This is a genomic window from Bradyrhizobium sp. Kon37, assembly GCF_055807535.1.
Window position 1 is genome coordinate 176556 of sequence record NZ_JBVVOY010000013.1, and the last position, 26254, is coordinate 202809.

General features: G+C 63.7%; 24 protein-coding genes and 1 pseudogene. 10 read left to right on the forward strand and 15 right to left on the reverse strand.

Features of this window, described 5'->3' with window-relative positions; genetic code table 11:
- Positions 1 to 30: 30 nt before the first annotated feature.
- Complete coding sequence (locus AC0L3J_RS23450) at positions 31 to 453, forward strand: cupin domain-containing protein (protein WP_354257733.1); 423 nt, start codon at positions 31 to 33, stop codon at positions 451 to 453.
- A 75-nt stretch (positions 454 to 528) separates the two neighbouring features.
- On the forward strand, positions 529 to 1212 hold the full coding sequence (locus AC0L3J_RS23455) for a flavin reductase family protein (protein ID WP_473348416.1): 684 nt from the start codon (positions 529 to 531) through the stop codon (positions 1210 to 1212).
- A gap of 7 nt (positions 1213 to 1219) precedes the next feature.
- On the opposite strand, the gene yddG is transcribed toward AC0L3J_RS23455, so the two are convergent.
- The 3 genes from yddG to AC0L3J_RS23470 all read right to left on the reverse strand — a co-directional run bounded on the left by yddG (position 1220) and on the right by AC0L3J_RS23470 (position 4361).
- Positions 1220 to 2089, reverse strand: a complete 870-nt coding sequence (gene yddG, locus AC0L3J_RS23460; protein WP_473348417.1) for an aromatic amino acid exporter YddG — start codon at positions 2087 to 2089, stop codon at positions 1220 to 1222.
- A gap of 127 nt (positions 2090 to 2216) precedes the next feature.
- On the reverse strand, positions 2217 to 2942 hold the full coding sequence (gene phbB, locus AC0L3J_RS23465; protein ID WP_456766678.1) for an acetoacetyl-CoA reductase: 726 nt from the start codon (positions 2940 to 2942) through the stop codon (positions 2217 to 2219).
- Positions 2943 to 3182: 240 nt separating this feature from the next.
- Entirely contained in the window at positions 3183 to 4361 is a 1179-nt protein-coding gene (locus AC0L3J_RS23470; RefSeq protein ID WP_007599150.1) for an acetyl-CoA C-acetyltransferase, read from the reverse strand.
- 304 nt (positions 4362 to 4665) lie between these two features.
- On the opposite strand from AC0L3J_RS23470, the gene phaR reads away from it, so the two are divergent.
- Entirely contained in the window at positions 4666 to 5262 is a 597-nt protein-coding gene (gene phaR, locus AC0L3J_RS23475) for a polyhydroxyalkanoate synthesis repressor PhaR (RefSeq protein ID WP_473348418.1), read from the forward strand.
- Between the two features lie 182 nt (positions 5263 to 5444).
- Here phaR and AC0L3J_RS23480 read toward each other — a convergent pair whose 3' ends face one another.
- Positions 5445 to 6332, reverse strand: a complete 888-nt coding sequence (locus AC0L3J_RS23480; protein WP_473348419.1) for a branched-chain amino acid aminotransferase — start codon at positions 6330 to 6332, stop codon at positions 5445 to 5447.
- 116 nt (positions 6333 to 6448) lie between these two features.
- Between AC0L3J_RS23480 and AC0L3J_RS23485 the strand changes: the two genes are divergently transcribed.
- On the forward strand, positions 6449 to 7384 hold the full coding sequence (locus AC0L3J_RS23485; protein ID WP_473348420.1) for an alpha/beta hydrolase: 936 nt from the start codon (positions 6449 to 6451) through the stop codon (positions 7382 to 7384).
- Positions 7385 to 7432: 48 nt separating this feature from the next.
- Here the strand turns inward: AC0L3J_RS23485 and AC0L3J_RS23490 are convergent, their stop codons facing one another.
- Positions 7433 to 7678: a hypothetical protein gene (locus AC0L3J_RS23490; RefSeq protein ID WP_473348421.1), complete on the reverse strand. Its 246-nt coding sequence runs from the start codon at positions 7676 to 7678 to the stop codon at positions 7433 to 7435.
- A 317-nt stretch (positions 7679 to 7995) separates the two neighbouring features.
- Here AC0L3J_RS23490 and AC0L3J_RS23495 point away from each other — a divergent pair, with 317 nt between their 5' ends.
- Positions 7996 to 9579, forward strand: coding sequence for a sensor domain-containing diguanylate cyclase (locus AC0L3J_RS23495; protein ID WP_473348422.1), 1584 nt, complete (start codon positions 7996 to 7998; stop codon positions 9577 to 9579).
- A gap of 13 nt (positions 9580 to 9592) precedes the next feature.
- Here AC0L3J_RS23495 and AC0L3J_RS23500 read toward each other — a convergent pair whose 3' ends face one another.
- The 3 genes and pseudogenes from AC0L3J_RS23500 to AC0L3J_RS23510 all read right to left on the reverse strand — a co-directional run.
- The gene (locus AC0L3J_RS23500; protein WP_354063357.1) at positions 9593 to 10153 is read right to left on the reverse strand and encodes a carboxymuconolactone decarboxylase family protein; all 561 of its coding nucleotides are present in this window, start codon (positions 10151 to 10153) and stop codon (positions 9593 to 9595) included.
- Between the two features lie 110 nt (positions 10154 to 10263).
- Complete coding sequence (locus tag AC0L3J_RS23505; protein WP_456766683.1) at positions 10264 to 11424, reverse strand: PLP-dependent cysteine synthase family protein; 1161 nt, start codon at positions 11422 to 11424, stop codon at positions 10264 to 10266.
- A 44-nt stretch (positions 11425 to 11468) separates the two neighbouring features.
- Positions 11469 to 11549, reverse strand: a pseudogene (locus AC0L3J_RS23510) (AsnC family transcriptional regulator); the annotation flags it as partial.
- Positions 11550 to 11754: 205 nt separating this feature from the next.
- On the opposite strand from AC0L3J_RS23510, the gene AC0L3J_RS23515 reads away from it, so the two are divergent.
- Positions 11755 to 13317, forward strand: coding sequence for a serine hydrolase domain-containing protein (locus AC0L3J_RS23515; RefSeq protein WP_456766684.1), 1563 nt, complete (start codon positions 11755 to 11757; stop codon positions 13315 to 13317).
- A 25-nt stretch (positions 13318 to 13342) separates the two neighbouring features.
- On the opposite strand, the gene AC0L3J_RS23520 is transcribed toward AC0L3J_RS23515, so the two are convergent.
- Positions 13343 to 13807: an Lrp/AsnC family transcriptional regulator gene (locus AC0L3J_RS23520; RefSeq protein WP_007599137.1), complete on the reverse strand. Its 465-nt coding sequence runs from the start codon at positions 13805 to 13807 to the stop codon at positions 13343 to 13345.
- Between the two features lie 163 nt (positions 13808 to 13970).
- Between AC0L3J_RS23520 and AC0L3J_RS23525 the strand changes: the two genes are divergently transcribed.
- A complete protein-coding gene (locus AC0L3J_RS23525; RefSeq protein WP_007599136.1) occupies positions 13971 to 14984 on the forward strand; it encodes a 1-aminocyclopropane-1-carboxylate deaminase in 1014 nt (337 codons plus the stop codon).
- 102 nt (positions 14985 to 15086) lie between these two features.
- Here AC0L3J_RS23525 and recQ read toward each other — a convergent pair whose 3' ends face one another.
- The 6 genes from recQ to AC0L3J_RS23555 all read right to left on the reverse strand — a co-directional run bounded on the left by recQ (position 15087) and on the right by AC0L3J_RS23555 (position 23372).
- Positions 15087 to 16952 carry a DNA helicase RecQ gene (recQ, locus tag AC0L3J_RS23530; protein ID WP_473348423.1) on the reverse strand — a complete coding sequence of 622 codons (1866 nt, stop codon included), beginning with the start codon at positions 16950 to 16952 and terminating at the stop codon, positions 15087 to 15089.
- A 230-nt stretch (positions 16953 to 17182) separates the two neighbouring features.
- Complete coding sequence (locus AC0L3J_RS23535; RefSeq protein WP_473348424.1) at positions 17183 to 17926, reverse strand: polysaccharide deacetylase family protein; 744 nt, start codon at positions 17924 to 17926, stop codon at positions 17183 to 17185.
- 103 nt (positions 17927 to 18029) lie between these two features.
- On the reverse strand, positions 18030 to 19031 hold the full coding sequence (gene metA / locus AC0L3J_RS23540; RefSeq protein WP_473348425.1) for a homoserine O-succinyltransferase MetA: 1002 nt from the start codon (positions 19029 to 19031) through the stop codon (positions 18030 to 18032).
- Positions 19032 to 19043: 12 nt separating this feature from the next.
- A complete protein-coding gene (locus AC0L3J_RS23545) occupies positions 19044 to 20345 on the reverse strand; it encodes an O-acetylhomoserine aminocarboxypropyltransferase/cysteine synthase family protein (protein WP_247282923.1) in 1302 nt (433 codons plus the stop codon).
- A 379-nt stretch (positions 20346 to 20724) separates the two neighbouring features.
- Positions 20725 to 22299 (reverse strand): amidase family protein, encoded by a 1575-nt coding sequence (locus AC0L3J_RS23550; RefSeq protein ID WP_473348426.1) that lies wholly within the window; start codon positions 22297 to 22299, stop codon positions 20725 to 20727.
- Between the two features lie 536 nt (positions 22300 to 22835).
- Positions 22836 to 23372 (reverse strand): TetR/AcrR family transcriptional regulator, encoded by a 537-nt coding sequence (locus AC0L3J_RS23555; RefSeq protein WP_473348427.1) that lies wholly within the window; start codon positions 23370 to 23372, stop codon positions 22836 to 22838.
- A gap of 107 nt (positions 23373 to 23479) precedes the next feature.
- On the opposite strand from AC0L3J_RS23555, the gene AC0L3J_RS23560 reads away from it, so the two are divergent.
- From AC0L3J_RS23560 to AC0L3J_RS23570, 3 genes are all read left to right on the forward strand, one after another.
- Positions 23480 to 24484: a quinone oxidoreductase family protein gene (locus tag AC0L3J_RS23560; RefSeq protein ID WP_473348428.1), complete on the forward strand. Its 1005-nt coding sequence runs from the start codon at positions 23480 to 23482 to the stop codon at positions 24482 to 24484.
- A gap of 61 nt (positions 24485 to 24545) precedes the next feature.
- A complete protein-coding gene (locus tag AC0L3J_RS23565; RefSeq protein ID WP_473348429.1) occupies positions 24546 to 25052 on the forward strand; it encodes a PaaI family thioesterase in 507 nt (168 codons plus the stop codon).
- Positions 25053 to 25578: 526 nt separating this feature from the next.
- On the forward strand, positions 25579 to 26254 hold a 676-nt coding region (locus AC0L3J_RS23570), incomplete at its 3' end, for a helix-turn-helix domain-containing protein (protein ID WP_473348430.1).

Here is a 26254-nt window from a genome sequence, read left to right on the forward strand (position 1 = left end):
GTCCTGAAGACCAAATCCTGACGGGAATCGATGCCAACCGCAGCCGAGATCATCGCGCGCCTCGAACTCCGACCGCATCCCGAAGGCGGGCACTATCGCGAGACGTTTCGCGACCAGACCACCGACGCCAACGGCCGCGCGCGCTCGACCCTCATCTACTTCCTGCTGGCGCGCGGCGAGCGCTCGCACTGGCACCGCATCGATGCGGTCGAGAGCTGGCACTATTACGCCGGCAGCCCGCTGACGCTGCGCATCGCCCATGACGGCTGCTCTCAGCACGAGGTGCGGCTCGGCACGGACCTGTTGAACGGCGAGCGGCCACAGGCGATCGTGCCGGCGGATGCGTGGCAGACGGCAGAGACCACCGGCGAGTGGACCCTGGTCGGCTGCACCGTGGCGCCAGCATTCGAGTTCGCCAAGTTCGAGCTCGCGCCGAAGGGCTGGGAGCCCTGAATCTCAATCTGGAATCGGGTGGGTTCGGTCCGCGTCACGCCTTAGCACAGCGCTTCCAGCGAACAGGAGCGCACGATGCACGGAACACTCTGCCCCGCCGCCGTCCAGATCGACCCGGCCATTTTGTATTTCGGCACGCCCGTCGTCCTCATCGGCTCAACCAATGAAGACGGCACTTCCAATCTCGCGCCGATGTCGTCGGCATGGTGGGTCGGGTGGCGCTGCATGCTGGGACTGGCCCGGAATTCCAAGACCACCGAGAACATGATTCGCACCGGCGAATGCGTGCTCAATCTGCCGTCCGCCGATCTCGTCGCCGCGGTCGATCGCCTCGCACGGACCACGGGATCGGATCCGGTGCCGCCCGGTAAACTCTATCGCGGCTATCGGCACGAGAAGGACAAGTTCAGCGTTTGCGGATTGACAGCGCTGGCAGGCGAAACGGTCGGCGCACCACGCGCGGCCGAGTGCCCCGTGCAGATGGAAGGCAAGGTCGCGCATATGCACGAGATGGCGCAGGACGATCAGGTCTTTCGCGGCCATCTCGCCGCGATCGAGGTCCGCATTACCCGCGTGCATGCGCATCCCAACATCATGATGGACGGTGCAAGCAATCGCATCGACCCGGACAAATGGCGGCCGCTGATCCTCAGTTTTCAGGAATTCTACGGCCTGACGCCGCAACGCTTGCAGCGTTCCGAACTCAGGCAGATTCCGGAGGCGATGTACCGGCCACCGGGTTGGCAGCCAGCGCTTTAGCGGCGCCTCATCGCTTCCGCAGCACCATGTCCTTCGCGGCGATCAGGCCGCCGCCGGCGATCAGGATCGCGGCGATGGCGATGTTGGCGCTGGCATTGGCAAATCCGGCGGCGATCAGGAAGCCGGTCGAAAGTAGCGGCGTCGCGTAGGACGCGGCGCCGAGCACGCGGATGTCGCCGCGCTTCATGCCGATGTCCCAGGCATAGAACGCAGCACCGACGGGACCGATGCCGAGCGCGATGACGGAGAGCCATTGCAGCGTCGTGTCAGGCCATACCGTGGTTTCGAGCAGACCATGCATCAGCGCGGCAAGCATCGCGGTGGCGAGGCAGAATCCCGCGACCGCATCGGTCGGCACCGCCTTCAATCGCCGCGACAACACCGAATAGGTCGCCCACACGAAGGCTGCGATGAAGGCCGCGGCCAATCCCGGCAATTGACCCTGCGTGAAGCCGGAGGTGTTCCCGGCGAACAGCAGCACGGTACCGACGAGGCCGAGCACGGCGCCGACGATGTGGTGCACGGCAAGCCGCTCGCCCGGCAGAAACGACGAGAACAGCACGATCAGGAGCGGCCACAGATAATTCAGCAGGCCGGCTTCAGCCGGCGGCGCAAAACGCAGCGCGAGGAAATACAGCGCGTGATAGCCGAACAGTCCGCCGACACCGACGGTCCACACGGCAAGCGGCTGACGCAGACTTTTCGCCGCCGCGCCGCGGCCGATCCAGGTGAGCAGGCCGACCAGACCGCCGATCGCGAACGTCATCGCGGCCAGCTGAAACGCCGGGATCTTTCCGGTCGCCACCGTCATCACCGACAGCAGCGACCACATCAGGATCGCGGTCAATCCAATCAGCGTCGCAGTGCGGGGAGTCATCGATCAAAGGCTCTGAGTACGTTTATGCCCGGCACGAGGCCGGGCATTTCGTCTTCACTATCGCCTTGTCGCGCCTGAAGCTACAGGCATTTGGCTCAGCGACGTCCAGCGGAGAGAATTGGCGTCATCAGGCCTGGTATTGGCCGCCATTGATGGTCAGCGTCGAGCCGGTGATGAAGCCGGCCTCGTCGGCCGCCAGGAACACGACCGCGCGCGCGATTTCTTCCGGTTCGCCGAGCCGGTTGACCGGGATCTGCGGGATCACGTTCTTTTCCAGGACGTCCTTCGGCACGGCCTGCACCATTTCGGTGTTGATGTAGCCCGGGCAGATCGCGTTGACGGTGATGCCGCCCTTGGCGTTCTCGAGTGCGAGCGCCTTGGTGAAGCCGATGTCACCGGCCTTCGCCGCGGAATAGTTGACCTGTCCGAACTGTCCCTTTTGGCCGTTGATCGACGAGATCGAGATGATGCGACCGAACTTGCGTGCACGCATGCCTTCAATGACTGGACGCGTCATGTTGAACAGCGAGCCGAGGTTGGTATTGATGACGGCGTTCCACTGCTCGAGCGTCATCTTGTGGAAGGCGGTGTCGCGGGTGATGCCGGCATTGTTGACGAGCACGTCGATCGGGCCGATCTCGGCCTCGACCTTCTTCACGCCCTCGGCGCAGGCATCGAAACTGCTGACGTCCCATTTGTAGACGGCGATGCCGGTCTCGGCCTTGAACTTCTCCGCCGCCGAATCGTTGCCGGCATAGCTCGCCGCAACCTTGTAGCCGGCCGCCTTCAGCGCCTTGCTGATCGCAGCTCCGATGCCCCGCGTACCACCCGTCACCAATGCAACACGTGCCATATCGTATTTCCTTCCCTTGGACTCTTCGGACGTTTCTGAGTGATCGTTTTTAAGTGCGGATTATGGGGGACGTTTGACGGACATCAAGAACAAAACGCCCGGCGTCGAGCCGGGCGTTTCTCTTTAATCGAGGCTTGTACGGTTGCGAAGAATATTTGATTTGCAACCGCCGCCTTTTTAATCGCGTGCAACGCACTCAGTCACGCGTGCAGCGCACGCGCAAATGACGCGGCAACTATCTCAGTCGCGCGCCACACACATCGCGATACCCATGCCGCCGCCGATGCACAGCGTGGCGAGACCCTTCTTCGAATCGCGCTTCTGCATCTCGTGGAGCAGCGTCACCAGAACGCGGGCGCCGGAGGCACCGACCGGATGGCCGATTGCGATCGCGCCGCCGTTGACGTTGACCTTGGAGGTATCCCAGCCGAGATCCTTGTTGACGGCACAGGCCTGCGCCGCGAAGGCTTCGTTGGCCTCGATCAGGTCGAGATCGCCGACGTTCCAGCCGGCCTTCTTCAGCGCGGCGCGCGAGGCCGGGATCGGGCCCGAGCCCATGATCTTCGGATCGACGCCCGCCTGCGCCCAGGACACGATGCGCGCGAGCGGCGTCTTGCCTTCCTTGGCGGCCTGCTTGGCGGTCATCAGCACCACGACGGCGGCGCCGTCATTGATACCCGACGCAGAGCCCGCGGTGACCGTGCCGTCCTTCTCGAAGGCGGGACGGAGCTTCGCCATCGCGTCGACCGTTGCGCCATGGCGCGGATATTCGTCGGCGCTGACGACGACATCGCCCTTGCGTCCCTTGATGGTGACGGGAACGATTTCGTCGTTGAATCTACCGGCCTTCTGCGCGGCTTCGGCCTTCTGCTGCGAGGCGACCGCGAACTCGTCCTGCTGGGCGCGGGTGATCTGCCACTGCCGCGCAACGTTCTCGGCGGTGTTGCCCATGTGATAGCCGTTGAAGGCATCCCACAGTCCGTCCTTGATCATGGTGTCGATGAATTCGACTGCACCCATCTTGACGCCGCCACGCAGGTACTGGGCGTGCGGAGCCATGCTCATGGATTCCTGGCCGCCGGCGACCACGATCTCGGAATCGCCGTTGAGCAGCGCCTGATAGCCGAGCGCAACGGTGCGCAGGCCCGAACCGCAGAGCTGGTTGACGCCCCAGGCCGGGCTCTCGACCGGAATGCCGGCATTGATCGAGGCCTGGCGGGCCGGGTTCTGGCCTTGGGCGGCGGTCAGGATCTGGCCCATGATGACTTCGGAGACCCGGCCGGGCTCGATGCCGCCGCGCTCCAGGGCGGCCTTGATGGCGATGGCGCCGAGATCATGGGCGGGAAGGGTTGCGAACGCTCCGTTGAAGCTTCCGACCGGGGTGCGGGCGGCGCTGACGATGACGACATCGTCTGACATGGGCATCTCCTGGGTTGTATGGGGGCAGACGGGGCTGGGGAAAACGGCTCGCCAGTCTCGGACGGCATCCTGTTAACGTCGTTGAGGCATGTCAATCGGCCGGCGGCCGAATTCATCCCGCAGCGCATTCAAAATAGCGTTCTTGGCGCTTTCGCAAGCACGTTTTTGCTGCCCGATTAACCGTGGCGCACAAAACGGTAGCGTGACCCCTTTGAAAATGCTTATTTTGTTGCGTTGCGTACTCTTCCCGCCCTGCGGCATAGCCCGTCAGGTTCCCGTTCTCCGCGCTTGCAAGTGAGAGCCCATGGCGAAATCAGACCAACCCACCACCATCAAAAAATACGCGAACCGCCGGCTCTATAACACCGGGACGAGCACTTACGTGACGCTGGAAGACCTCGCCTCCATGGTCAAGGACGGCGAAGATTTCCTGGTCTACGACGCCAAGACCGGCGACGACATCACCCGCTCCGTGCTTGCCCAGATCATCTTCGAGCAGGAGAACAAGGCCGGCCAGAACCTGCTCCCGACCACCTTCCTGCGCCAGCTGATCCGCTTCTATGGCGACAGCATGCAGATGGTGGTGCCGAAATATCTGGAGCAGGCCATCGCGTCGCTGACGCAGGAGCAGGAGAAGTTCCGCAAGCAGATCGCCACCTCGTTGTCCGGAACCCCGTTTGCGCCGCTGGAGGAACAGGTCCGCCGCAACATGGAGTTGTTCCAGCAGACCTTCTCGATGTTCAAGCCTTTCGCGCCCGGCGCGGTCCGCCCCGCGGGCTCCGCGGAGCCGTCGCCCGAGGCGACCGCAGAAGCCCCGAAGGACAGCAACATCGACGATCTGCGCCAGCAGATGAAGGACATGCAGGAACGCCTCGAGCGGATGTCGAAGAAGGACGAGTAGGAGTTCCTGCCACGCGCTAACGCGCCTTGCTGCCACAACTCCGCAGTCGTCCCGGCGAAGGCCGGGACCCATACCGCGAGATGCATCGATAGCGGGCGGTGGGAGTACCGAACGACTAGTCTTCGCCAAACTACTCCCTGTGGTTATGGGTCCCGGCCTTCGCCGGGACGACGGTGGGGAAGTTACGCCGCCAGCTTCACCGCATGGGCAAAGTCCCAATAGAGCTTGCGCGCGCGAATGTAGAGCGGGCCCGGCTGCAGCTCGCGATCGTCGATGCGGATCACCGGCGCGACCTTCGCAAAATTGCCCGTGGAAAAGATCTCGTCGGCGGCGAGGAAGTCGGCATAGCGCAGCGTCTTCTCGACCACGGTGACGCCGTCGGCGCGAAGCAGGCTGATGACGCGCTGGCGGGTGATGCCGTTGAGGAAGGTGCCGTTCGGCACCGGCGTGTAGACCACGCCGTCCTTGGCCATGAACACGTTGGAATTGCCGAACTCCGCGACGTTGCCGAGCATGTCGAGCATCAGCGCGTTCTGGAAGCCGCGCGAGGCGGCTTCGGCAAGCGCGCGCGAATTGTTCGGATAGAGACAGGCGGCCTTGGCGTCGACCGGGGCGCATTCGGCGGTGGGCCTGCGGAACGGTGACAGCGTGATCGCGTTGCCGACCGGCTTTGGCATCGGCGCCTCGTAGATGCACAGGCACCAATCGGTGGTCTCGGGGTCGAACAGCACGCCGCCGCCCGAACCGTTCTGCGCCCAGTACATCGGACGGACATAGAGCTCGGCATTCGGCGCGAAGCGCGCGATGCCCTCGTTCGCGAGTGTCAGCCAGGTGCCGGTATCGACCACCGGCTTCAGGCCAAAGTTGATCGCGGACTGATTGGCGCGGGCGACGTGACGGTCGAGATCGGGCGCGACGCCTTCGAACGCCCGCGCGCCGTCGAACACGACCGAGCCGAGCCAGGCCGCATGCGTGCGCGGACCCATGATCGGCACATTGCCGTCATGCCATTTGCCCTCGAAGAAGGTCCAGCTCGGCGAATATGCGATGGGTTTTTTGATCTCGGCCATGACCGGCCTCTCCCTTGGCGTGGTGCCGCATTATAGCGCCACTATTGGGCGCAATTTCTAAATGATTCCCTGCGGGAAAATGGTGAGTTACCCTCCCGGGAGGGAAAGGAAGCACCATGCCGCTCGATCCGCTCGCAAAGCGTTTGTTGACCATGATGGCTGCGGCTGCGCCGCAGGCACGGAGCCGGCCCAGCGTGGAGGCACGGCGGCAATCATTGGCAAAGCTGATGCAGTTCGCGCGTGCCGATGCGCCTGACGTCGCGACGTCCGACGGCGTACTGCCTGGTCCCGGCGGCGCGCTGCCCTATCGCCTCTATTCACCCGCAGGCGCCGATGATCGCGCGCCTGGCTTCGTGTTCTTTCACGGCGGCGGACTCGTCGCCGGCAGCATTGCCACGCACGACCGCATCGCGGCGGCGCTGGCGCACGCGACCGGCTGCCGTCTGGTGTCCGTCGATTACCGGCTGGCGCCCGAGCACAAATTTCCCGCCGCCGTGGACGATGCGGTCGCCGCCACCGAATGGGTCGCGCGCGAGGCCGCATCGCTCGGCATCGACGCCGGGCGTCTGGTGCTCGGCGGCGATTCCGCCGGTGCAACGCTCGCTGCGATCGTGTGCCAGGAGGCGGCGCAGACAGCTGGGCTCTCCATCGTCGCGCAATGCCTGATCTGCCCGGTGCTGGATTTCGAGGAGGCCTCGCCTTCGCGCGAGGCATTCGCCGAAGGCCACCTGATCGACCGCGTCACGATCGAAGCCGATCTCGCCGATTATCTGCCCGAGGACCTGGATGCCGCCGATCCGCGCATCTCGCCCTTGCGCGCGACGCGGCTTACGGGCCTGCCGACCGCCATCATCCACACCGCCGAGTACGACCCGATGCGCGACGAGGGCAATGCCTATGCGCGCAAGCTGCTCGCCGCGGGCGTCACGGTCGAGCACGTCTGCCACGAGGGCATGGTTCACAATTTCCACGCCATGGGCGCAATCCTGCCACAGGCGCAGCTCGCGCTGTCGCAGATCGGTGAGCAGGTCAGGCGGGCGGTGGGGACGTGAAGCATCTCGTGATGCCGCCTCCCGCAACGGGAGAGGAAAGAGAATGCCTCACGCTCTCGCCTCGATGACGGAACGCGCCGCCGCGACGTAGTTCGGCCAATGCGCATCCGCATAGCGCTCGGCCTGCCGCGTGCAGGTGACGTCGGGCGCATGCGCAGCCGCGATCATGCGCGCAAAGCGCTCTTCGGCGACCGTCACGTCGTCGGATGCGGCCGAGGGCGCGGCTCCTGCGGTGGTCGGCGCGACGGCGAGTCCCGCCAGTCCGGCGAGCAGGATGCGGCGTGACGTGTCCATGGCTGTCGTTCTCCATTGTCCGGCCTGCACTCTGACAGAAATGTGTCAGTGCGGTCACGGCAACCTACCCGCGTGCATTCGCACCGTCCACCGATTGCGGACAGCGCTTGACCACATGGGCGATCACAATCCAGCAGGCAGTTCCGCCATCAGACCCGTCGGATTGTCACGACAGCGGCCGCTCCCCTGATCGTTGAGGTAGACGACGGCCGGATGCGTGAACCAATTATTAGCCCTCTCGCAAAATCGCGCACCAGCTTACCCTTCTGCAAGTAAGCTTCGGGCAAACTGGGCCGCTTTCGCCTGGGAGGTTGGGAATGCCCCGCTTGGTATCGGAACGAACGTTCCTCGCCGGCCAGATCTTCTTCAACTTCGGTCAGTCGACGATCGATTGCGTCGTGCGCCGGATGTCCGAAGACGGCGCGACGCTGGAGGTGCAGAGCAGCCTCGGCGTGCCCGATCGGTTCCAGCTCCGGCTCGCGGGCCAGGAGATCCTCTCCTGCCGTGTGCTCTGGCGGTCGGACCGTCAGGTCGGGGTTGCGCTCGGAGCGGAAGACCATGTCGAGCCGAAGGCCGTGGACGAGCAGGAGCGGCCGACCGATTCGCTGATACGCGGACAGATGCTGGCGCTCCGCGCAGCGCTTGATTTCGTCCCGCTGGGCATCGTGCTGCTGGACGCCAATCTCCGCGCGCAGTTGATCAATCGGGCGTTCCGGCAGATGTGGCTGTTGCCGGACGAAGTCGCCAACAGCAACCCGTCATTCGTGACGCTGATGCATCATGGCCGCGATACGCTCGCCTACGAGATTCCGCCGGCCGAGCTGGAGGCCTATGTCGCCGAGCGCGTCCGTCAAATACAGATAGGCGATGCGTCGCCGCGCGACCTGCGCCGTACCAGCGGCGACGTCGTTCGGATGCAATGCACGCCTCTGCCCAACGGCGGGCGGATGCTGACCTACACGCCGGTCACCGACATCGTGCGCTACTCCGACGAGCTGAAATTGCTGCGCGACGCCCTCGAGAATGTCGAGGACGGCGTGCTGCTGCTCGACCGCGATCTCAACGCCAGCTTCATGAACCGGCGCATGCGGCGGTTCTGGGAGGTGAGCGAACATGAAGCCGCCGCCCGCCCGACCTATGCATCGTTGGTGAGCCGGGTGCACCGTGCGAGCGCGCCCGATCTGCCGGCGAACGAACTGGCGAAATTTCCCGTCAAGCGCGTCGCCGAAGTCAAGGCGGGCGATCATGTGCGCGACCTCCAGACGCCAGATGCGCGGCGGATCAGGGCCCACTGCACCACGATGTCGAACGGCGGCCGCATGCTGACCTATGTCGATATTACCGATCTCACGAACAAGGCCAACATGCTGGAGCGTCTGGCCACCACCGACCCGCTCACGGGCCTCTATAATCGCCGCCATTTGCTGGGCTCGCTCGACGCAGAATGGAGCCGCTTCCAGCGCTACTACCGCTCCGTTTCGGTCTTGATGCTCGACATCGACCATTTCAAGTCGGTCAACGACCGCTATGGCCACGCGGTCGGAGACGAGGCGATCAAGGCCGTGGCCGCCGCATGCCTCGATGGCAAGCGCAAATCGGACGTCGTCGGCCGCTTCGGTGGCGAGGAGTTCGCGATTCTGCTGCCCGAAACCAGCCTGTCGCGTGCAAGAATCGTCGCCGAGAGAATCCGCAAACGCGTGATGAGCGCACAGATCGCCGCCGACCAAATTCAGTTCGGCGTCACGGTGAGCATCGGCATTGCGGAAGCAAGTGTCAGCATGTCCGGCATCGACGCCTTGATGGGCGCGGCCGATCACGCGCTCTACCAGGCGAAGGCCGAAGGCCGCAATCGCTGCGTCGCCTGGTCGCCCCCGCCGCCCATGAACAAGGCGGCGGAGTGATCGCACCGTCGATCTATTCCGGCACCGGCACGTCGAACGTGTTCAGCGTGACCGACACCATGCAGTAAACGCCGACGAGATAGGACAGTTCGGCCGCACCGTGCTCGCCGAATTCCTTGACCGCGGCCCGATAAGTCAGTTCCGGCAGCACGCCGCCGCTGACCAATGCGGACGCCACGTCGTAGGCGACGGCTTCCTGCTTGGTGAGATCGACCGGCCGCTGTCCGGCGACGATGGTCGCGAGCTTCTCGTCGGAGAGGCCGCGCTGCTCGGCGACCAGCACATGCGCATAGAGTTCGTAGCCGGAGCGGAAATGCGAGCCGGTAACGAGGATCGCGACCTCACGCACCGGCGCCGGCAGCAGCGGGTTCGCGGCGATCGCCTTGACCAGCTCCCACACCGGCTTGCCGAAGCGCGGCTCGCGGATCCATGGATTCCAGGGCCCGAGCAGCGCGCCATCGTCGCGCATGTTCACAAAGCCCTTGAAGTGGTCCTTGATGCCCGCTCGCATGTCGTCATAGAGCGGCTTCTGTTCGGCACTCAGGTCTTTCGGATCGAGAATGGGAAGGCGCACGGCAGGTCTCCTCGTTGAGAGGCGCGAGGCTCGCCCGCGCGACGGCGCAAGGCAAGTGAAGTTGCCGTGACGGCCGTGCAATTTTGCAAATGGCAGGGAAGCGCCAGCTATCAGGCGCCAGGATGTCGCAAGTTCTGCGGATTCGTTACGTCTTCGAACTCGAGCGCCAGTGGCTGCGCCGTATCGAGGAACGACGACAAGGCCGCCTCGAACGGCGCTGGATCGAGACCGCGCGCTTTCAGCCAGGCGGGCTCATAATAGGTCTGCCGGTAGCGCTCGCCGGAATCGCAGATCAGCGTCACCAGCGATCCCGTCTGATTCGCCTTTCGCATGTCCGAGGCGAGCCGGCACAGCGCCAGGAAATTGGTGCCTGTAGAGCCCCCCACCGCGCGGCGCAGCCGGCGCGATAGCACGTTCATCGCCGCGATCGTCGCCGCATCCGGGATCTTCATCATGCGGTCGACCACGCCCGGCACGAAGGAGGGCTCGCAGCGCGGCCGCCCGACACCTTCGATCAGCGAGGGGCGGTCGCAAACATGGGAGCGGTCCTGCGAGCTGAAGCAGTCGAAGAAAGCGGAATGCTCGACATCGGCGACGCACAGCCGCGTCGGATATTGGCGATAGCGCAAATAGCGTCCGATGGTGGCCGAGGTGCCGCCGGTGCCCGCGCCCATCACGATCCAGTCCGGCAGTGGGCGCGGCTCGCCCTGCAATTGCGTGAAGATGGATTCAGCGATGTTGTTGTTGCCGCGCCAGTCGGTGGCGCGTTCCGCGAAGGTGAACTGGTCCATGTAGTGGCCGCCCAGCCGTGCGGCCAGCGCGCCGGCCTCCGCATACAGCGCGCGGCCGTCGTCGATCAGATGGCAGTTACCGCCGTAGTGCTCGATCGCGGCGATCTTCTCCGCCGAGGTCGTGCGCGGCATCACGGCATAGAAGGACACGCCGATCATCTGCGCGAAATAGGCTTCCGACACTGCGGTCGATCCCGACGAGGCCTCGACGACAGGCGTGCCTTCGCGGATGTGGCCATTGCAGAGCGCGTAAAGGAAGAGCGAGCGCGCGAGCCGGTGCTTCAGGCTGCCGGTCGGGTGCGTCGACTCGTCTTTCAGATAGATGTCGATGCCAGCGAGCGCCGGCACGATCAGCCGGATCAAATGCGTGTCGGCCGTGCGGCACTGGTCGGCCTCGATCGCAGCGACCGCCTCGTCGACCCAACCGCGCCGATAGGCCGGTCCGGCCGGATTGAGGTGGCGGAAGGGATATGGCTGCATCACCTGAATCTCTCATGATGTGGATCGCGCATCAAGTGCGCCCGCTAAAACTCCAGCGGCGCATTATCGACGACTTCTCTCACGACCAAGAACGTGCCGGTCTGGCGCACTCCAGGCAACGCGATCTGATCCGGGCACGTCCTGATTGCGCTCGTCTCGGCAGTTTTCGATTGCCGGACTGGCCACAATTCTTCTTGCGATCGCAATGTCTTAAGCTTGACACCGATTTATGACCTCCGCTCCTCGCCGGCATTCCAGAAGATTGTATCATTGAGCAGATGCCGCCTGCGGTATATGCCTGTGCGCAATGACAACACTCAAGATAGGAGCATGCAGGTGGCTGATTGCGTCGTCAGGCTTTCATCGCGAACCACTGCCCTGCTTGGCGCGCTTGTCCTGCTCACGTCAGTCTATTCCGGCACCGCAAGCGCACAGGCTACCGAGGTGGTCTGGCCGACCGCTCAATGGCAGACCTCCACGCCGGAAGAGCAGGGCATGGATTCGGCTGCGTTAGCCAAACTGGTTGCGTTCGGCACAACGCGCAGCTTCGACAGCCTGCTGGTGACACGCCACGGCCGCATCGTGCTCGATGCATACTACGCGCCGTTTACCGCCGACATGCCGCACGCAATCAACTCCTCTACCAAGGCGGTGGTCGCGACGCTGATGGCAATGGCCTACAAGCAGGGCCTGCTGGATCGTCTCGACCATCCGGTGCTAGATTTCTTTACCGATCGCAGCGTTGCCGACGTCGATGAGCGCAAGAAAGCCATCACCATCCAGCACCTACTCAACATGACAAGTGGCCTCGACTGGGACGAGGGGTTCGAAGGCGGCCGCGAGCAGTCGTTGCGGGACATGGGCGCAAGTTCCGATTGGGTCAAGTTCATTCTCGACCGCCCGATGGCACATGCACCGGGCGAGAACTTCTATTACAACAGCGGAGGCTCGCATCTGCTGTCGGCGATCGTCAGCAAGCTCACCGGCAAGAACATCGCGGACTACGCCAACGAGCGGCTGTTCGGCCCGCTCGGGATCGCTTCTCCGTTCTGGCGCCGGGATCCGCAACGGCTTCCGATTGGCGGCTTCGGCCTCGCGATGCGGCCGCGCGACATGGCGAAGATCGGCTATCTCTATCTGCGCAACGGCGAGTGGGTGGACAAGCAACTGCTGCCAGCAGACTTTCTCCATTCCGTCAGCCATGCCAACATCAACATGAACGCGCGATCTGAACCCGCGCTACGCTACGCCAACCAGTTCTGGTCGATTCCCGGCAAGCACGTCTACATGGCGGTCGGATATCACTGCCAGACGATCATGGTATTGCCGGAACAGGACATAGTCGCGGTGATGACGGCGCGGGATTTTTGTCCATTCGGCAGACTGGCCGACGACATAACCGGAGCGGTCAAATCCGATTCTGCGTTGCCAGCCAACCCCAGCGCTGCCGATCAACTCGCCGAGGCGATCGCCGACGTTTCGACCGAGAAGCCGACCGGGGTCGGCGCCACGCCGGCGATCGCCGCCGCGATCTCGGGCAAGACTTACAAGTTCTCCGACAATTCGCTCGGCATTAAATCAGTCGCACTGTTCCTGACCGACGAGAACCCGCGCTACATTGTGAAGACGGCCGCGGGCGATCCTGCGCAGCGCCAGCTTGACGGGCCGATCGGGCTCGACGGCTTGTACCGCAAGAGCATGCCCGGCTTTCTGGGCGTTCGCGCCGCCAAGGGCGCGTGGCAGAACGAGCACACCTTCGTAGTCGATTTCCAATACGTCGGGCTCGGCGAAGCCTCAACCTGGGCTTTCACCTTCGACGGCGACAAGGCGACACTGCGCAGCAGTGCGCGAAACGGACGCGAGGCGGTGGCGGAAGGGGCGACAGGCGGTTGAGAATTCGTTTCGCGCGGCGCTGGCATCAAAACTCCAGCGGCGCGTTGTCGACGACTTCCTTCATCACGAAGAAGGTGCGGGTCTGGCGCACGCCGGGCAGCGCGATCAGCTGCTCGCCGTGGATACGGTTGAAGTCCTCCATGTCGCCGACCCGGATCTTGAGGAAATAGTCGAAGTCGCCGGCGACGAGGTGACAGTCGAGCACGAATTTCAGCCTGGTGATCGCCTGCTCGAAGATCGCAAAGCTCTCCGGCGTCGAACGGTCGAGCACGACGCCGACCATCACTAGCGTGCCTTTGGCGACCTTCTTCGGCGCGACCATGGCGCGGACGGCGGCGATGAAGCCATGCTCGAACAGGCGCTGGGTGCGGCGATGGCAAGTGGCGGGACTGATGGCGACGGTTTCGGCCAGCTCGGCGTTGCTGAGCCGGCCGTTATTTTGCAGCAATCGCAACATCTTAAGGTCGATACGGTCAAGGCGCGCGGACATGGAAGGAACTTCCGTAATTGGCATCTATTCCGAAAGGAATAGCACGCATTGGCCTCAATACCGCAAGATTGGCCGCAATAGAGGCGCAATATTTGAAAGCACCTTTTTGTAGAGCGATGCTAGCGTTTTCGCAGACATTAACGCCAATCGGGATGACCTCACGATGCTCGAAAAATTCGCGCGCTATCCGCTGACCTTTGGTCCGACGCCCATCGAGAAGCTGGAGCGGCTGTCGAAGCATCTCGGCGGCAATGTCGAGGTCTATGCCAAGCGCGAGGACTGCAATTCCGGGCTCGCCTATGGCGGCAACAAGCTGCGCAAGCTCGAATACATCATCCCCGACGCGATCGCCTCGAACGCCGACACGCTGGTCTCGATCGGCGGCGTGCAGTCCAACCACACCCGCATGATCGCGGCGGTCGCGGCCAAGATCGGCATGAAGTGCCGCCTGGTGCAGGAAGCCTGGGTGCCGCACGAGGACGCCGTCTATGACCGCGTCGGCAACATCATGCTGTCGCGCATCATGGGCGCCGACGTGCGCCTGGTGGACGACGGCTTCGACATCGGCATCCGCAAGAGCTGGGAGGAGGCGATCGAGGAGGTGAAGGCGGCAGGCGGCAAGCCCTATGCGATTCCCGCCGGCGCCTCCGTGCACAAATTCGGCGGCCTTGGCTATGTCGGCTTCGCCGAAGAAGTGCGCAAGCAGGAAGCCGAGCTCGGCTTCAAGTTCGACTACATCGTGGTCTGCACCGTCACCGGCTCGACCCATGCCGGCATGCTGGTCGGCTTCGCCGCCGATGGCCGCGCGCGAAAGGTGATCGGCATCGACGCCTCCTTCACCCCGGCGCAGACCAAGGCGCAGGTGCTCTCGATCGCGCAGAACACGGCCAAGCTCGTCGAGCTCGGCCAGGATCTCGTCGCCGACGACGTCGTGCTGATCGAGGACTATGCTTATCCCGCCTATGGCGTGCCGTCGGAAGAGACCAAGGAGGCGATCCGTCTCACCGCGCGTCTCGAAGCCATGATCACCGACCCCGTCTACGAGGGCAAGTCGATGCAGGGCCTGATCGACCTCACGCAGAAGGGCTATTTCGAGAAGGGCGCAAAGATCCTCTACGCCCATCTCGGCGGCGCGCCGGCACTGAACGGCTACGGGTATGCGTTCCGGAACGGCTGAGGTCGGTAGCCCGGATGGAGCGCAGCGTAATCCGGGAAGCGTACAATATCGCGAAACTGCCCCGGATTGCGCTGCGCTCCATCCGGGCTACGAACCGAGCCCCTACCGCGTCCTGACAATCTGCAGCAGCTCGTCGCCGTAATGCTCGAGCTTCTTGTCGCCGATGCCGGGCACGTTGCGCAGCTCGTCCAGCGTGGTCGGCCATGCGCGAACGATGCCGTCGATGGTGGCATCGTGCAGCACGACGTAGGCCGGAACGCCACGTTCGCGGGCAATGTCCGAGCGCCACGCGCGTAGCCGCGTGCGCAATTCAGGATCGACGTCTCCCTGCGGCGCGTCGGCCGCGGGCGCCAGATCACCGCGGCGGGACTTGGCGCGGCTCGAACGGATCCGGGCGCCGGGCGCTTCCTCGCGCAGCCACACTTCAGTTTCGCCCCGCAGCACGCCGCGCGACGAATCCGTCAGCTTCAGCGCGCCGAAGGCTTCGCTGTCACTCAGCAAATGTCCCATCGCCACGAGCTGCCGCAGCACCGTGCGCCACTGCTTCTCGTTGAGCTCGCGTCCGATGCCGAAAACGGTGAGCTTGTCGTGGCCGAACTGCGTCACCTTGTCGGTGAGGCGTCCGATCAGCACGTCGATGAGATGCATCGCGCCGAAACGCTGCCCGGTACGATAGGCACAGGATAGCAGTTTTTGCGCCAGCACCTTGCCGTCGCGCATTTTCGGCGGCGTCAGGCAATTGTCGCAATTGCCGCAGCCCTCGCCCATCACGATCTCGCCGAAATAGGCGAGCAGCCGCCGGCGCCGGCAGTGCGGCGTTTCGGCAAGGCCAACGAGTGCATCGAGCTTGCCGATCGAGACCCGCTTGAATTCGTCGGAGCCGCTCGACTCGTCGATCATGCGACGCTGCTGCACGATATCCGAGAGACCGTAGGCCATCCAGGCCGCCGATGGCTTGCCGTCACGGCCGGCGCGTCCTGTCTCCTGGTAATAGGCCTCGATGCTTTTGGGCAGATCGAGATGCGCGACGAAGCGCACGTCGGGCTTGTCGATGCCCATGCCGAAGGCAATGGTCGCGACGATGACGATGCCGTCCTCGTTGAGGAAGCGGTCCTGGTTGCGCGAGCGCACGCTGCTGTCGAGCCCGGCGTGATAGGGCAACGCGGCAATGCCGGCGTCGTCGAGCGCGGCGGCGACCTCCTCGACCCGTTTGCGGGACAGGCAATAGACGACGCCCGCATCCCCCGCGTGACGCTCCCGGATGAAATCCTTGAGCTGCGACACCGCATTGCGCTTGTCGACAATCTCGTAGCGGATGTTGGGACGATCGAAGCTGGAGACGAAGTGCGGACTGTCTGCAAGCGCAAGCCGCTCGACGATTTCCTTGCGGGTCAACTCGTCGGCAGTCGCGGTCAGCGCGATGCGCGGCACGTCGGGAAAGCGCTCGGCGATGATCGACAGGCCGACATATTCGGGACGGAAATCATGGCCCCATTGCGAGACGCAATGCGCCTCGTCGATCGCGAACAGCGCCACCTTCGCCCGCGCCAGCAGCGCCAGGCAGCGCGGCGTCACCAGCCGTTCCGGCGCGACATAGAGCAGGTCGAGATCACCCGCGATCAGGCGCCGCTCGATGTCGGAGGCTTCCTGCGGGGTCAGCGACGAGTTCAGCGCCGCGGCGTTGACGCCTGCTTCGAGCATGGCGGCGACCTGGTCGCGCATCAGCGCAATCAAGGGCGACACCACGACACCGCAGCCTTCGCGCAGCAGCGCCGGCAATTGATAGCACAGCGACTTGCCGCCGCCGGTCGGCATCAGCACCAGGCAATTGCCGCCCTCGGTGACGTGCCGGATGATCTCGCCCTGAGCGCCGCGGAACCCGGGCAGGCCGAACACCGAACGCAGCACCGAGAGCGCATCGCGGCCTTGGGCCGTCGCAGGCAGCGGAGCGGTGGAAGGAGAGGACATGGGCATGTCGGGGTGAGGCTGTGAGATTCGTCACAAGGCCAGTCGCATGACCGCGCAGGCGTGGCAAGACTGTTTGCGCGGGCTTCTTCTCCCTCTCCCCGTTCTTACGGGGAGAGGGTTGGGGTGAGGGGCCTCTCTCCACAGATGAGACTGTTGCTAGGCCTGTACCCCCTCACCCGGATCGCAAAAGCGATCCGACCTCTCCCCGCAAGCGGGGCGAGGTAAAAAAGCTACGCCCCGATCCTTCGCAGCGCTTCCGCGACCGTGACGATCGGCATGTCGCGTTTCCCGGCGGCCTGCAGCGCATGGCGCATCAGGTGCGGCGTGCAGCCATATGGGCTCGGCGCGTCGGCGACGTCATGACCGTAGAAGATCAGCCATCCGCCGCTCTCGACCGCCTCGTCGAAATAGCGATCGACGCCTGCAATATCGATCTCGCGATCGACCAGGGGCGAGGCGCGCAGGAACTGGAGGTCGATGACGTCGCGATTGACGCCGGGAAGGATGCCGCGCGCCGAGCGGAAGGTCTTGGCGAGCTGCGGCTTGCGCCACACCGACGCGATGCCATAGGGGTAAGCAAAATTTTCCAGGGTGATCGAGGAATCGATGCCGCGAAAATGACTGCGGTTGCGCTCGATCTCGCGGGCCATGGCGGCCTCGTCGAGATTGACCGCACTCATGTGCGAGAAAGTATGGCAGGCAATCTCGTGGCCGGCCCGGTGAAGCCGCACGATGGCGTCGTTTGACAGGCCGTGCCAATGGTCCGAGGGACGATCGACCAGGCTGCCAGCGAGATAGAAGGTACCGCGACCGCCATGCTGCTCCAGAAGCCCGGCGCCCTCGCCTGCGGCGCTATCGGGGGCATCGTCGAAGGTGAAGCTCACCATGGGCGCATGCGCGGGCAGCCGGTGCGGCGCGGCGCGGAAATGCCGGGCCAGCCGATTGCTCACGCGTCCCTGGAGTGCCGACCACACGACTCGCATTTCCTGTCTGCCTCGCCCTCACTGAAGCATTCGTGCGCCACTCGAGGCAAGCTTCACACTTCGTTAGTCCTAACGTCGAGCCCGTCGTCCCGACCTAACGCGCAAGCACCGAGGCGTCGGTCCCCGCGCCGAGATATTGCAGCCAGTTCCGAAACAATGCCGCCGCGGCGCTGCCCGCGGCGATATCGGTGCGCAAAGTCAGCGCGGGCAGTTCGTTGCTGAGCGCGGGGTGGCGCTGGTGCCTTGCCTGCTTCTCGAAGCGGACCAGCTTCTCTTCCGTCGAAGCGTCAAAATAGTTCACGGGCAAATGCGGATAATGGTCGCGCTCACGCGCGAGATAACGGCCGATGTCGCGCAGATATTCGCGCTGAAGCGACAGCGCGTCATATTCCGGATGGCCCTGGAAGAACACGAAGCGGCTGGCATATTGCCGGACGAAGATATCGACGCCGGCCTTTGCCGAACGCGTCAGCACCTGATAGCCCGCCTGCGCGAGGTCGTTCTCGGCGATCTCGTTGAGGCGCGAATGCGAGACCTTGAGGGGCGCAGGTGCGGCCCGCGTCAGCGGATCGCTGGTCACGGCTTCGCAGTCGAAAATACCATGGCATTTGGCCGGCAGCGGCCGCCGTTCGATGCGGTCGAGATGCAGCACCGCGGCATGCGCGGCGAGGCACGACCAGATCGTCGAGCGCGTATTGACCTTGGCCCAGTCGATCAGCTCGGTGAGATCGCGCCAGTACGGTTCCTGGTCGAGCTCGGGCGCAACCGGTTCGGCGCCGGTCACGATCAGGCCGTCGAACTTGTGGCGCCCGAGCTCGGTGAGCTCCGAATATTCGCTCTCGACATGCCATCTCGCTTCAGGCGAGCGCTTGACCGAGGGTAGCGAGAAGCAGTGAAAGCGGATGCGGCGCGGACCGGCGGCGGCTTGCAGCAGCTTCATGAACTGCCGCTCGGTCGCCTTCAGCGCCGGATCCGGCATGTTGTTGATCAACCCGATGGTGAGCTCGGTGCCGCCGTGCTCCCGCGCCAGATCGCCCGCTCCCGGCACCAGCGCCGGGCGCGATATGGCTTGATCCCTGTCGATCAGGATCGTCATCGGCGCGGCCGCCTACTCCGCGGCCTGGAGGCGCGCGGACGGGCAGGCCTTTTCAAGGGCCTGGTCGAGGTCCTCGATGATGTCCTGGCAATGCTCGATACCGATCGACAAGCGAATCGTTTCCGGCAAAACGCCGGCGACCCGCTGCTGCTCCGCCGACATCTGCCGGTGCGTGGTCGAGGCCGGATGGCAGGCCAGCGACTTGGCATCGCCGATATTGACGAGGCGCGTGATCAGCTTCAGCGCATCGTAGAAGGACTTGCCGGCTTCCATCCCGCCCTTGATGCCGAAGGTGAACAGCGACGACGCGTTGCCGTCGAGATATTTCTGGACCAGCGGATAATAGGGACTGTCCGGGAAACCGGTGTAATTGACCCAGGCCACGCGCGGATCCTTGCGCAGGAATTCGGCGACCTTGCGGGCGTTCTCGCAGTGGCGCTCCATGCGCAGCGCGACGGTCTCGATGCCCTGGAGCAGCAGGAAGGCGTTGAACGGCGACAGCACCGAACCCATGGTGCGCTGATAGATGCTGCGCGCGCGCTCGATATAGGCCGTCTTGCCGAAGCGCTCGGCATAGACGAGGCCGTGATAGGAGGCGTCCGGCTTGTTGTAGCCGGGGAAGCGATCGGCGTGCTTGGCCCAGGGGAAATTTCCGGAGTCGACGATGGCGCCGCCGAGCGTGGTGCCGTGACCGCCCAGAAACTTCGTCAGCGAATGCACGGCGATGTCGGCGCCGTAATCGAACGGCTTGAGCAGAATGGGCGTTGCAACGGTATTGTCGACGATCAATGGCACGCCATGCGCATGGGCAATCTTCGCCAGCGCTTCGATGTCGCAGACATTGCCGGCGGGATTGCCGATGGTTTCCGCGAACACGGCGCGGGTATTCTCGTCGATCAGCTTTTCGATTGCTTCGGGCTTGTCGCTCTCGGCGAAGCGGCCGGTGATGCCCTGCCGCGGCAGGATGTGCGAGAGCAGCGTATGCGTGGTGCCGTAGAGCTGCGGCACGGAAACGATGTTGCCGCCGTGATCGGCGACGTTGACGAAGGCGAAATGCAGCGCGGCCTGCCCGGTCGCGACCGCAAGCGCGCCGACGCCGCCCTCGAGCTCGGCGATACGTTTTTCCAGCACCGCGCTGGTCGGATTGGCGATGCGGCTGTAGCGATAGCCTTCGGTCTCGAGATTGAAGAGCGCTGCGCCGTGATCGGCGCTGTCGAAGGCGTAGGCCGCGGTCTGGTAGATCGGCACGGCAACCGCGTGCGTGGTGGCTTCGGGCTCGTAGCCGGCGTGAATAGCGATCGTCTCGTTGCGCATCGTGCCACCTCCGCGTGGAGCGGGCCGCACTTATTGGCCTGTATGAGGCATGTGCGTTGTCCGCCGTCCCTCTGTTAGAGGCGGGTGGTAAAGCGGACAATAATTCGTCTAGAGATCGAGGAAGTAACCCTAACGGTTATTGGGGAATTGGCTAAAATTCGAGTCAATTTGGATGAATGAAATTTTGCGGTTCGCGGCAGCGACCACGCTGCACTCCCTTCTCCCCTTGTGGGAGAAGGTGGCGCGAAGCGCCGGATGAGGGGTCTCTATCCATACGGCCAAGCTTGCGTGAGCGGAGAGAGACCCCCCACCCGTCTCGCCGCTGCTCGGCGAGCCACCCTCTCTCACAAGGGGAGAGGGAAACACCCTCCGCTCCCTATCAGTCCATCTGTTCCCACAGTCGATGGGCGAGCACGCCGGCGCGCTTCTCGATCGCGGCCGCCGCATCGAGCGCGAGGTCCTCGCGATAGCGCCCGGCGATGAGCTGCACGCCGATCGGCTTGCCATCGTGCACCGTCACCGGCACCACGGCGCCGGGAAGCCCCAGCACGTTGATCGCGGAGATGAAACGGATCTCGCCCCAGAAAATCTCGCGCACGCGCTCGGGGCTGACCGTGTCCTCGCGCGGCCCCGGAATCGGCTTCACCGTGGTCGGTGCCAGCACCACCGGATACTCCTCGAAGAACAATTGCCAGGCGCGGATATGGCCGTTGCGCGCGGCGGTCGCCTGCATCCAGGCCTTGAGGTCGAGCAAATTGGCCTTCGCTTTCATGCCGCCCCACGCCTTGTGGAAGTCTTCGGACGTCACCTTCAGCATGCCGGCTTCCTGCAACACCATCGTCTCGTTGGTGATGATGTCGCACCAGGTCTGCCAGACGCCGTCGATGTCGGGCACGTCGACCTCGCTGACGCGATAGCCCGAACGCTCCAGATGATCGGCGGCCTGACGCAACGCCGCCGCGACGGACGGATCGACGTCCATGTCTTCAGGAATCCTGGCGAGTGCGACCTTGATCGGCCCCTTCGGCTTCGGCCCCACCAGCGGCGCCGGCACCCACCAGGGATCGCGCGGATCGCGCTGGCTCATCACCTCCAGCGCGAGCCTGACGTCGGCGACGTGGCGAGCGAGCGGCCCCTGCGCCGACATCAAATGCGCGAGCATCGGCCGCTCGGCCGTTGCGCTTGCGTTGAACGCGGGAATACGTCCCTGCGTCGGCTTGATAGTCGTAACGCCGTTGCAATGCGCCGGCCAGCGCAGCGAGCCGCCGATGTCGTTGCCGTGCGCGATGGTGCCGATGCCGGCGGCGACCGCCGAACCCGCACCGCCCGAGGAGCCACCGCAAGTGATATCCGGATCCCAGGGATTGAGCGTCAGCCCGTGCAGGGGATTGTCGGTGAAGCCGCGGAATGAGAATTCCGGCGTGTTGGTGAGGCCGATGACGATCGCGCCGGCCTTCTTCAGGTTGCGCACCACGGGCGAATCCGACGGCGCGATGAGATCCTTGTTGGCGGGAACGCCGTTGAAATTCGGACGGCCCTCGTAGTCGACATTCTCTTTGATCGTGATCGGGACGCCGTGCAGAAGGCCGAGTTCGCCGCCCTTCGCGCGCCGCTTGTCGGCCGCATGCGCCGCAGCCAGCGCCTCCTCCGAGAGATCGACGACGACGGCGTTCAGCCTCGGATTGACGGCGCGCATCCGCTCCAGATGCGCCTCGACGGTCTCGACCGCGGAGATGGCGCCGGAGCGGATTGCGGCCGCGGTCTCGACCGCCGACCATTGCCAGGCCGGACCCTTCGGGCGGCGTGGTGCCGATGATTTGCGCAGCGCGGCCTTCTTCAGCGGCTTCGTTGCAGCCTTCGCAACCTTGCCCTTGCGCACGGCGCTTTTCTTGCTGGAGGTCTTCGCTGCTTTCTTCGCAGCACTTCTCTTCCTGGTCGCCGTCTTCTTCGCCACGTCGCATCTCCTCAAATTGCGCCGTGGAAGTTATGGAGGTCACACGACCGTGTACAGGCGCGTTTCTGCATGGCGCGCCGTCAGGACGCGTTGTGGCGGCCGAAGGCGCGCGAGACGCTCATGAGGTCGTCTCCCGTGACGCATGTATCGGTTGAATGATGGAATGAACTGCCGCCCGATTGCGGCATCGCGAGCGGGTTTTTGACGCGGCCGTTTGGACAGTGACAAATTGGGACGTTTGCCTACAGCCACACAGCATCCCATGTCGGTGGCGATCGCCGATGGAAGGGCGTCGCGGACGTGCGCGAGGTGGTAGCGGGAGTGCTACCACGGACCAATTGCCTTACCAAGAACTGGAGACGGGCAGAAAGTTAGAGAAAGCCCCAATCGAGACCAGAAGGTCAAACGGTCCCGTGCGTCAACACTGGAAATACATCGGAAAACTTCGCCATCAGAGCACTCGTCTCCCCTTCGCGCAAGAAGCAGCCCTCCCCCGGCAGTGACCCTCGACGGACGTAGAGCTTCAGTCGAAGCTCTCAACCGCAAAGCCGGGCAATCTGAACTCCACACGCGCGCATAGGCTCCTGCGATTGCGCCACGCGCGCCTGAATGAGAGCACCTTCAAAGGCCGCCAAGATTACTGGCGCGAGCGTCTCCGCATTCTTCGGGGCCATTCCGCATCGGATCAAGCCATCAGCAATCGTTTGCTGCCAGAGACCGAAAGCGTTCTTGCATGCCTGGGTGAGCGCCTGAGATTGGGGTGCAGTTTCCAGTGCAACGGTGCACACGGGACAGCCAGCGGTGAACCCGGACTTTGCCAACTGTGCCGCGCTCCCCGCAAACAACTTGCGGACACCCTCCGCAGCGCGGCCGCCTTCGGGGAAGCATTGCGCGATGCCCCCAGCGACATTTTGTGCAGCCCATTCGAGAGCGGCGACTCCAACCTGCTCCTTACCGTCCGGAAAATAGTGATAGGCGGAACCCCAGGGCGCTCCCGACTCCTGGACCAGCCGCCGCCATGAGGCCGCGGCATAGCCCTCTCTCTGAAAGAGAGACATGGCGGCCAAAATCATCTGTTCGCGCGGTGAGTGGGCTGTCATGGGCGGTTGACTAGGACGATCGTCTTATCTATAGACGTAGAGAGGTTAGGACAAGTGTCATAGTGGAGGGTGGGGGATCTATGAAGGCGGTATTGTTGCATGCCTACGGCGATGCTGAGGCGCTTCGGGTGGAAGAGGTTTTGAAACCGCAGCCCGGGGCTGACGAAGTGCTCATCCGGATCGAAGCGGCGAGCGTCAACTACGCCGACATCGTGCGTCGGCGCGGTGATCCCTATCCACTGCCGACACCTTTGCCGGCGATCCTCGGCAGCGAAGCCGCCGGTGTCGTCGACGCCGTTGGCGAGGGTGTCACAACGCTGCATCCCGGTGATCGGGTGTTCGCGTTTTTCGGCGGAGACGGTCTTGGCGGCTACGCTGAGTACGCCCTCGCCGGCGTCGACAATGTCATCAAACTGGACCCAAGACTCGATTTTGACGTCGCTTCCACGCTTGTCGTTGCCGGCGTGACTGCTTTTCAAATGCTCAAGGACGCTGGACGGCTCAAGCCCGGCGAATCTGTCTTCATTCCCGGCGGCGCCGGCGGCGTTGGCAACTACGCAATTCAGCTCGCCAAGATTTTGGGCGCCGGCTGCGTCATTGCCGGCGCCAGCACACCCGAACGCCGGCAGCAAGCCTTGGCGCGGGGCGCCGACCACGCCATCGACTCTACCGCCGATGATTGGCCGCGCGAGGTGAAGCGGCTCACCGGCGGACGCGGGGCCGATGTGGTTCTCGATATGGTCGGAGGCGCATTTTTCGACCAGGCTCTGGCCGCGCTCGCACCATTCGGGCGCCTCGTCGTCTATGGGACCGCCAGCAGGAAGCCCTCTTCTTTCATCGCCCAACGCCTGATGCCGATGAACCAAGCCGTGATTGGCTACTACGTCAGCCACTGGTTCAAGGCTCGGCCGGATGAAGCGCAGAAGGCCTTCGATACCGTTGCAGGATTCGTGACCGAACAGCGCCTTCATGTGGAGGTTGCCGGGCGGCTGCCACTCGAAGGAGCCACCGAAGCTCACCGCATCATGGAAGCGCGGCAGGCGACGGGAAAATACGTGCTCAAGCCATCGCTGACCGCCCCTTGAGCTAAGCAGCGCCATGTATGAACGGCGGCATGCAGCACGCCGCCGATTTTCGGAACCGAAGATGGCAGGCCGGCTGATCTTGAAAAGGGAGGAAACCATGACGATGAGCGACGAGCGTCCCGCGTCGCGAGAGAATGGAGGGCTAGCGTTCTTCCGCGAGCTATTGCGCACAGGCGCGCCAGCCGCTCCCATCTGCACGCCACTGAATTTCCAGTTGTCCGCGGCAGAGCACGGTAGCACAGAGTTTACCGGTTGGCCCGGACCACAGTTCGCAAACCCAGGAGGGGTTGTGCACGGTGGTTACCTCGCCGTGATTTTGAGCTCGGCGATGTCCTGTGCCGTCCATACGACACTTGATGAAGGCGAGCGTTATACGACAACGAACTTCAATGTGAATCTCGCCCGTCCACTGAAGCCGGGACCGGGCCCTGTTATCGCCTCGGGCGTCGTAGTTCATCGCGGCAGACAAGGCGCTACTGCCGAGGGTCGCATCGTCGATGACACGGGCAAGCTTCTTGCGCACGGCACAACGACTTGCGTGATTTTCGCTCCGCGAAAACAAGACTAGCAGTCGCGTATTTACCAAATTGCTGCCTTCAAAGGACCTTACGAGGTTTCGCATCACCGGGACGACCGATCGTCCACTCGCGGGTGTCAAGGTGATCGATATTGGCCACTACGTCGCAGCACCGCTGGCAGCGATGATACTGGCGGGTCAAAGGGGCGGACGTCATACGCGTCAAGCGACCAGGACATCGAGCGGTAACGCCGCTCGCGGAGGCGCTCGATTGCGGCAAATCCGTCATCAGCCTCGATTTGAAGGATCCAGCAGACAACGCCAAGGCGACGCTTTTGTCGTCTACGAAAGACGGCGAGAAATTACATAGCCGTTGTTGTCATCACCGCAAATCTGCGCCGGCTAATGTAATTGTCAGCTACTCTGGGCGCCTGACCTGGGCAACAGCGCACGATGGTGCGCAGAAAAGTCCAATATCGAAGATTGGCGTACAAAATTGAGCGGCCTGAGACATAGGTGACAAAACGTACCGGACACATGGGTTACACTTTCCGCTTTTGTTCTGCGGGAGGTGTGGATGCCGTGGAAAGCGAGTTCGGTCATGGAAGAACGCCTTCGCTTTGTGGCCAGGCTTCTGGATGGGGAAGCCATGACGGATGTGTGCCGGGAGTTCGGTGTATCCCGAAAGACCGGCTACAAGATTTTCGATCGCTACAAAGAGTATGGGCTGGCCGCCCTGAGCGATCGGTCCAGGCGGCCGGTACGCTATGCCAATCAGCTCCCAGAGCAAATCGAGGGCCTGATTGTCCGCCTCAAGGCCGAGAAACCGCACTGGGGCGCGCGCAAGATCCGCGAATTGCTGGTCCGGCGGCTCGATGGCGATGTCAGGATTCCGGCCAAAAGCACCATCCATGCGGTGCTCGATCGCCATGGCCTGGTCAAGCGTGGCGGCGGGCCGCGCCACCGCGCGCGCGGCACGCCGCTGTCCACGGGTATCGGACCCAATGATTTGTGGTGCACCGACTTCAAGGGCGAGTTCAGGCTCGGCAATGGCCGCTACTGCTATCCGCTCACCGTTACCGATCATGCCTCGCGCTTCCTGTTGTTGTGCGAAGCGCTCGATTCAACGCGTGAAGACCCCGTAATTACTGCCTTCGAGCGTTTGTTCCTCGAGCGCGGCCTGCCGCTCGCCATTCGCTCCGACAACGGCGTGCCCTTCGCCAGTCCCAACGCCTTGTTCAACCTCTCCAAGC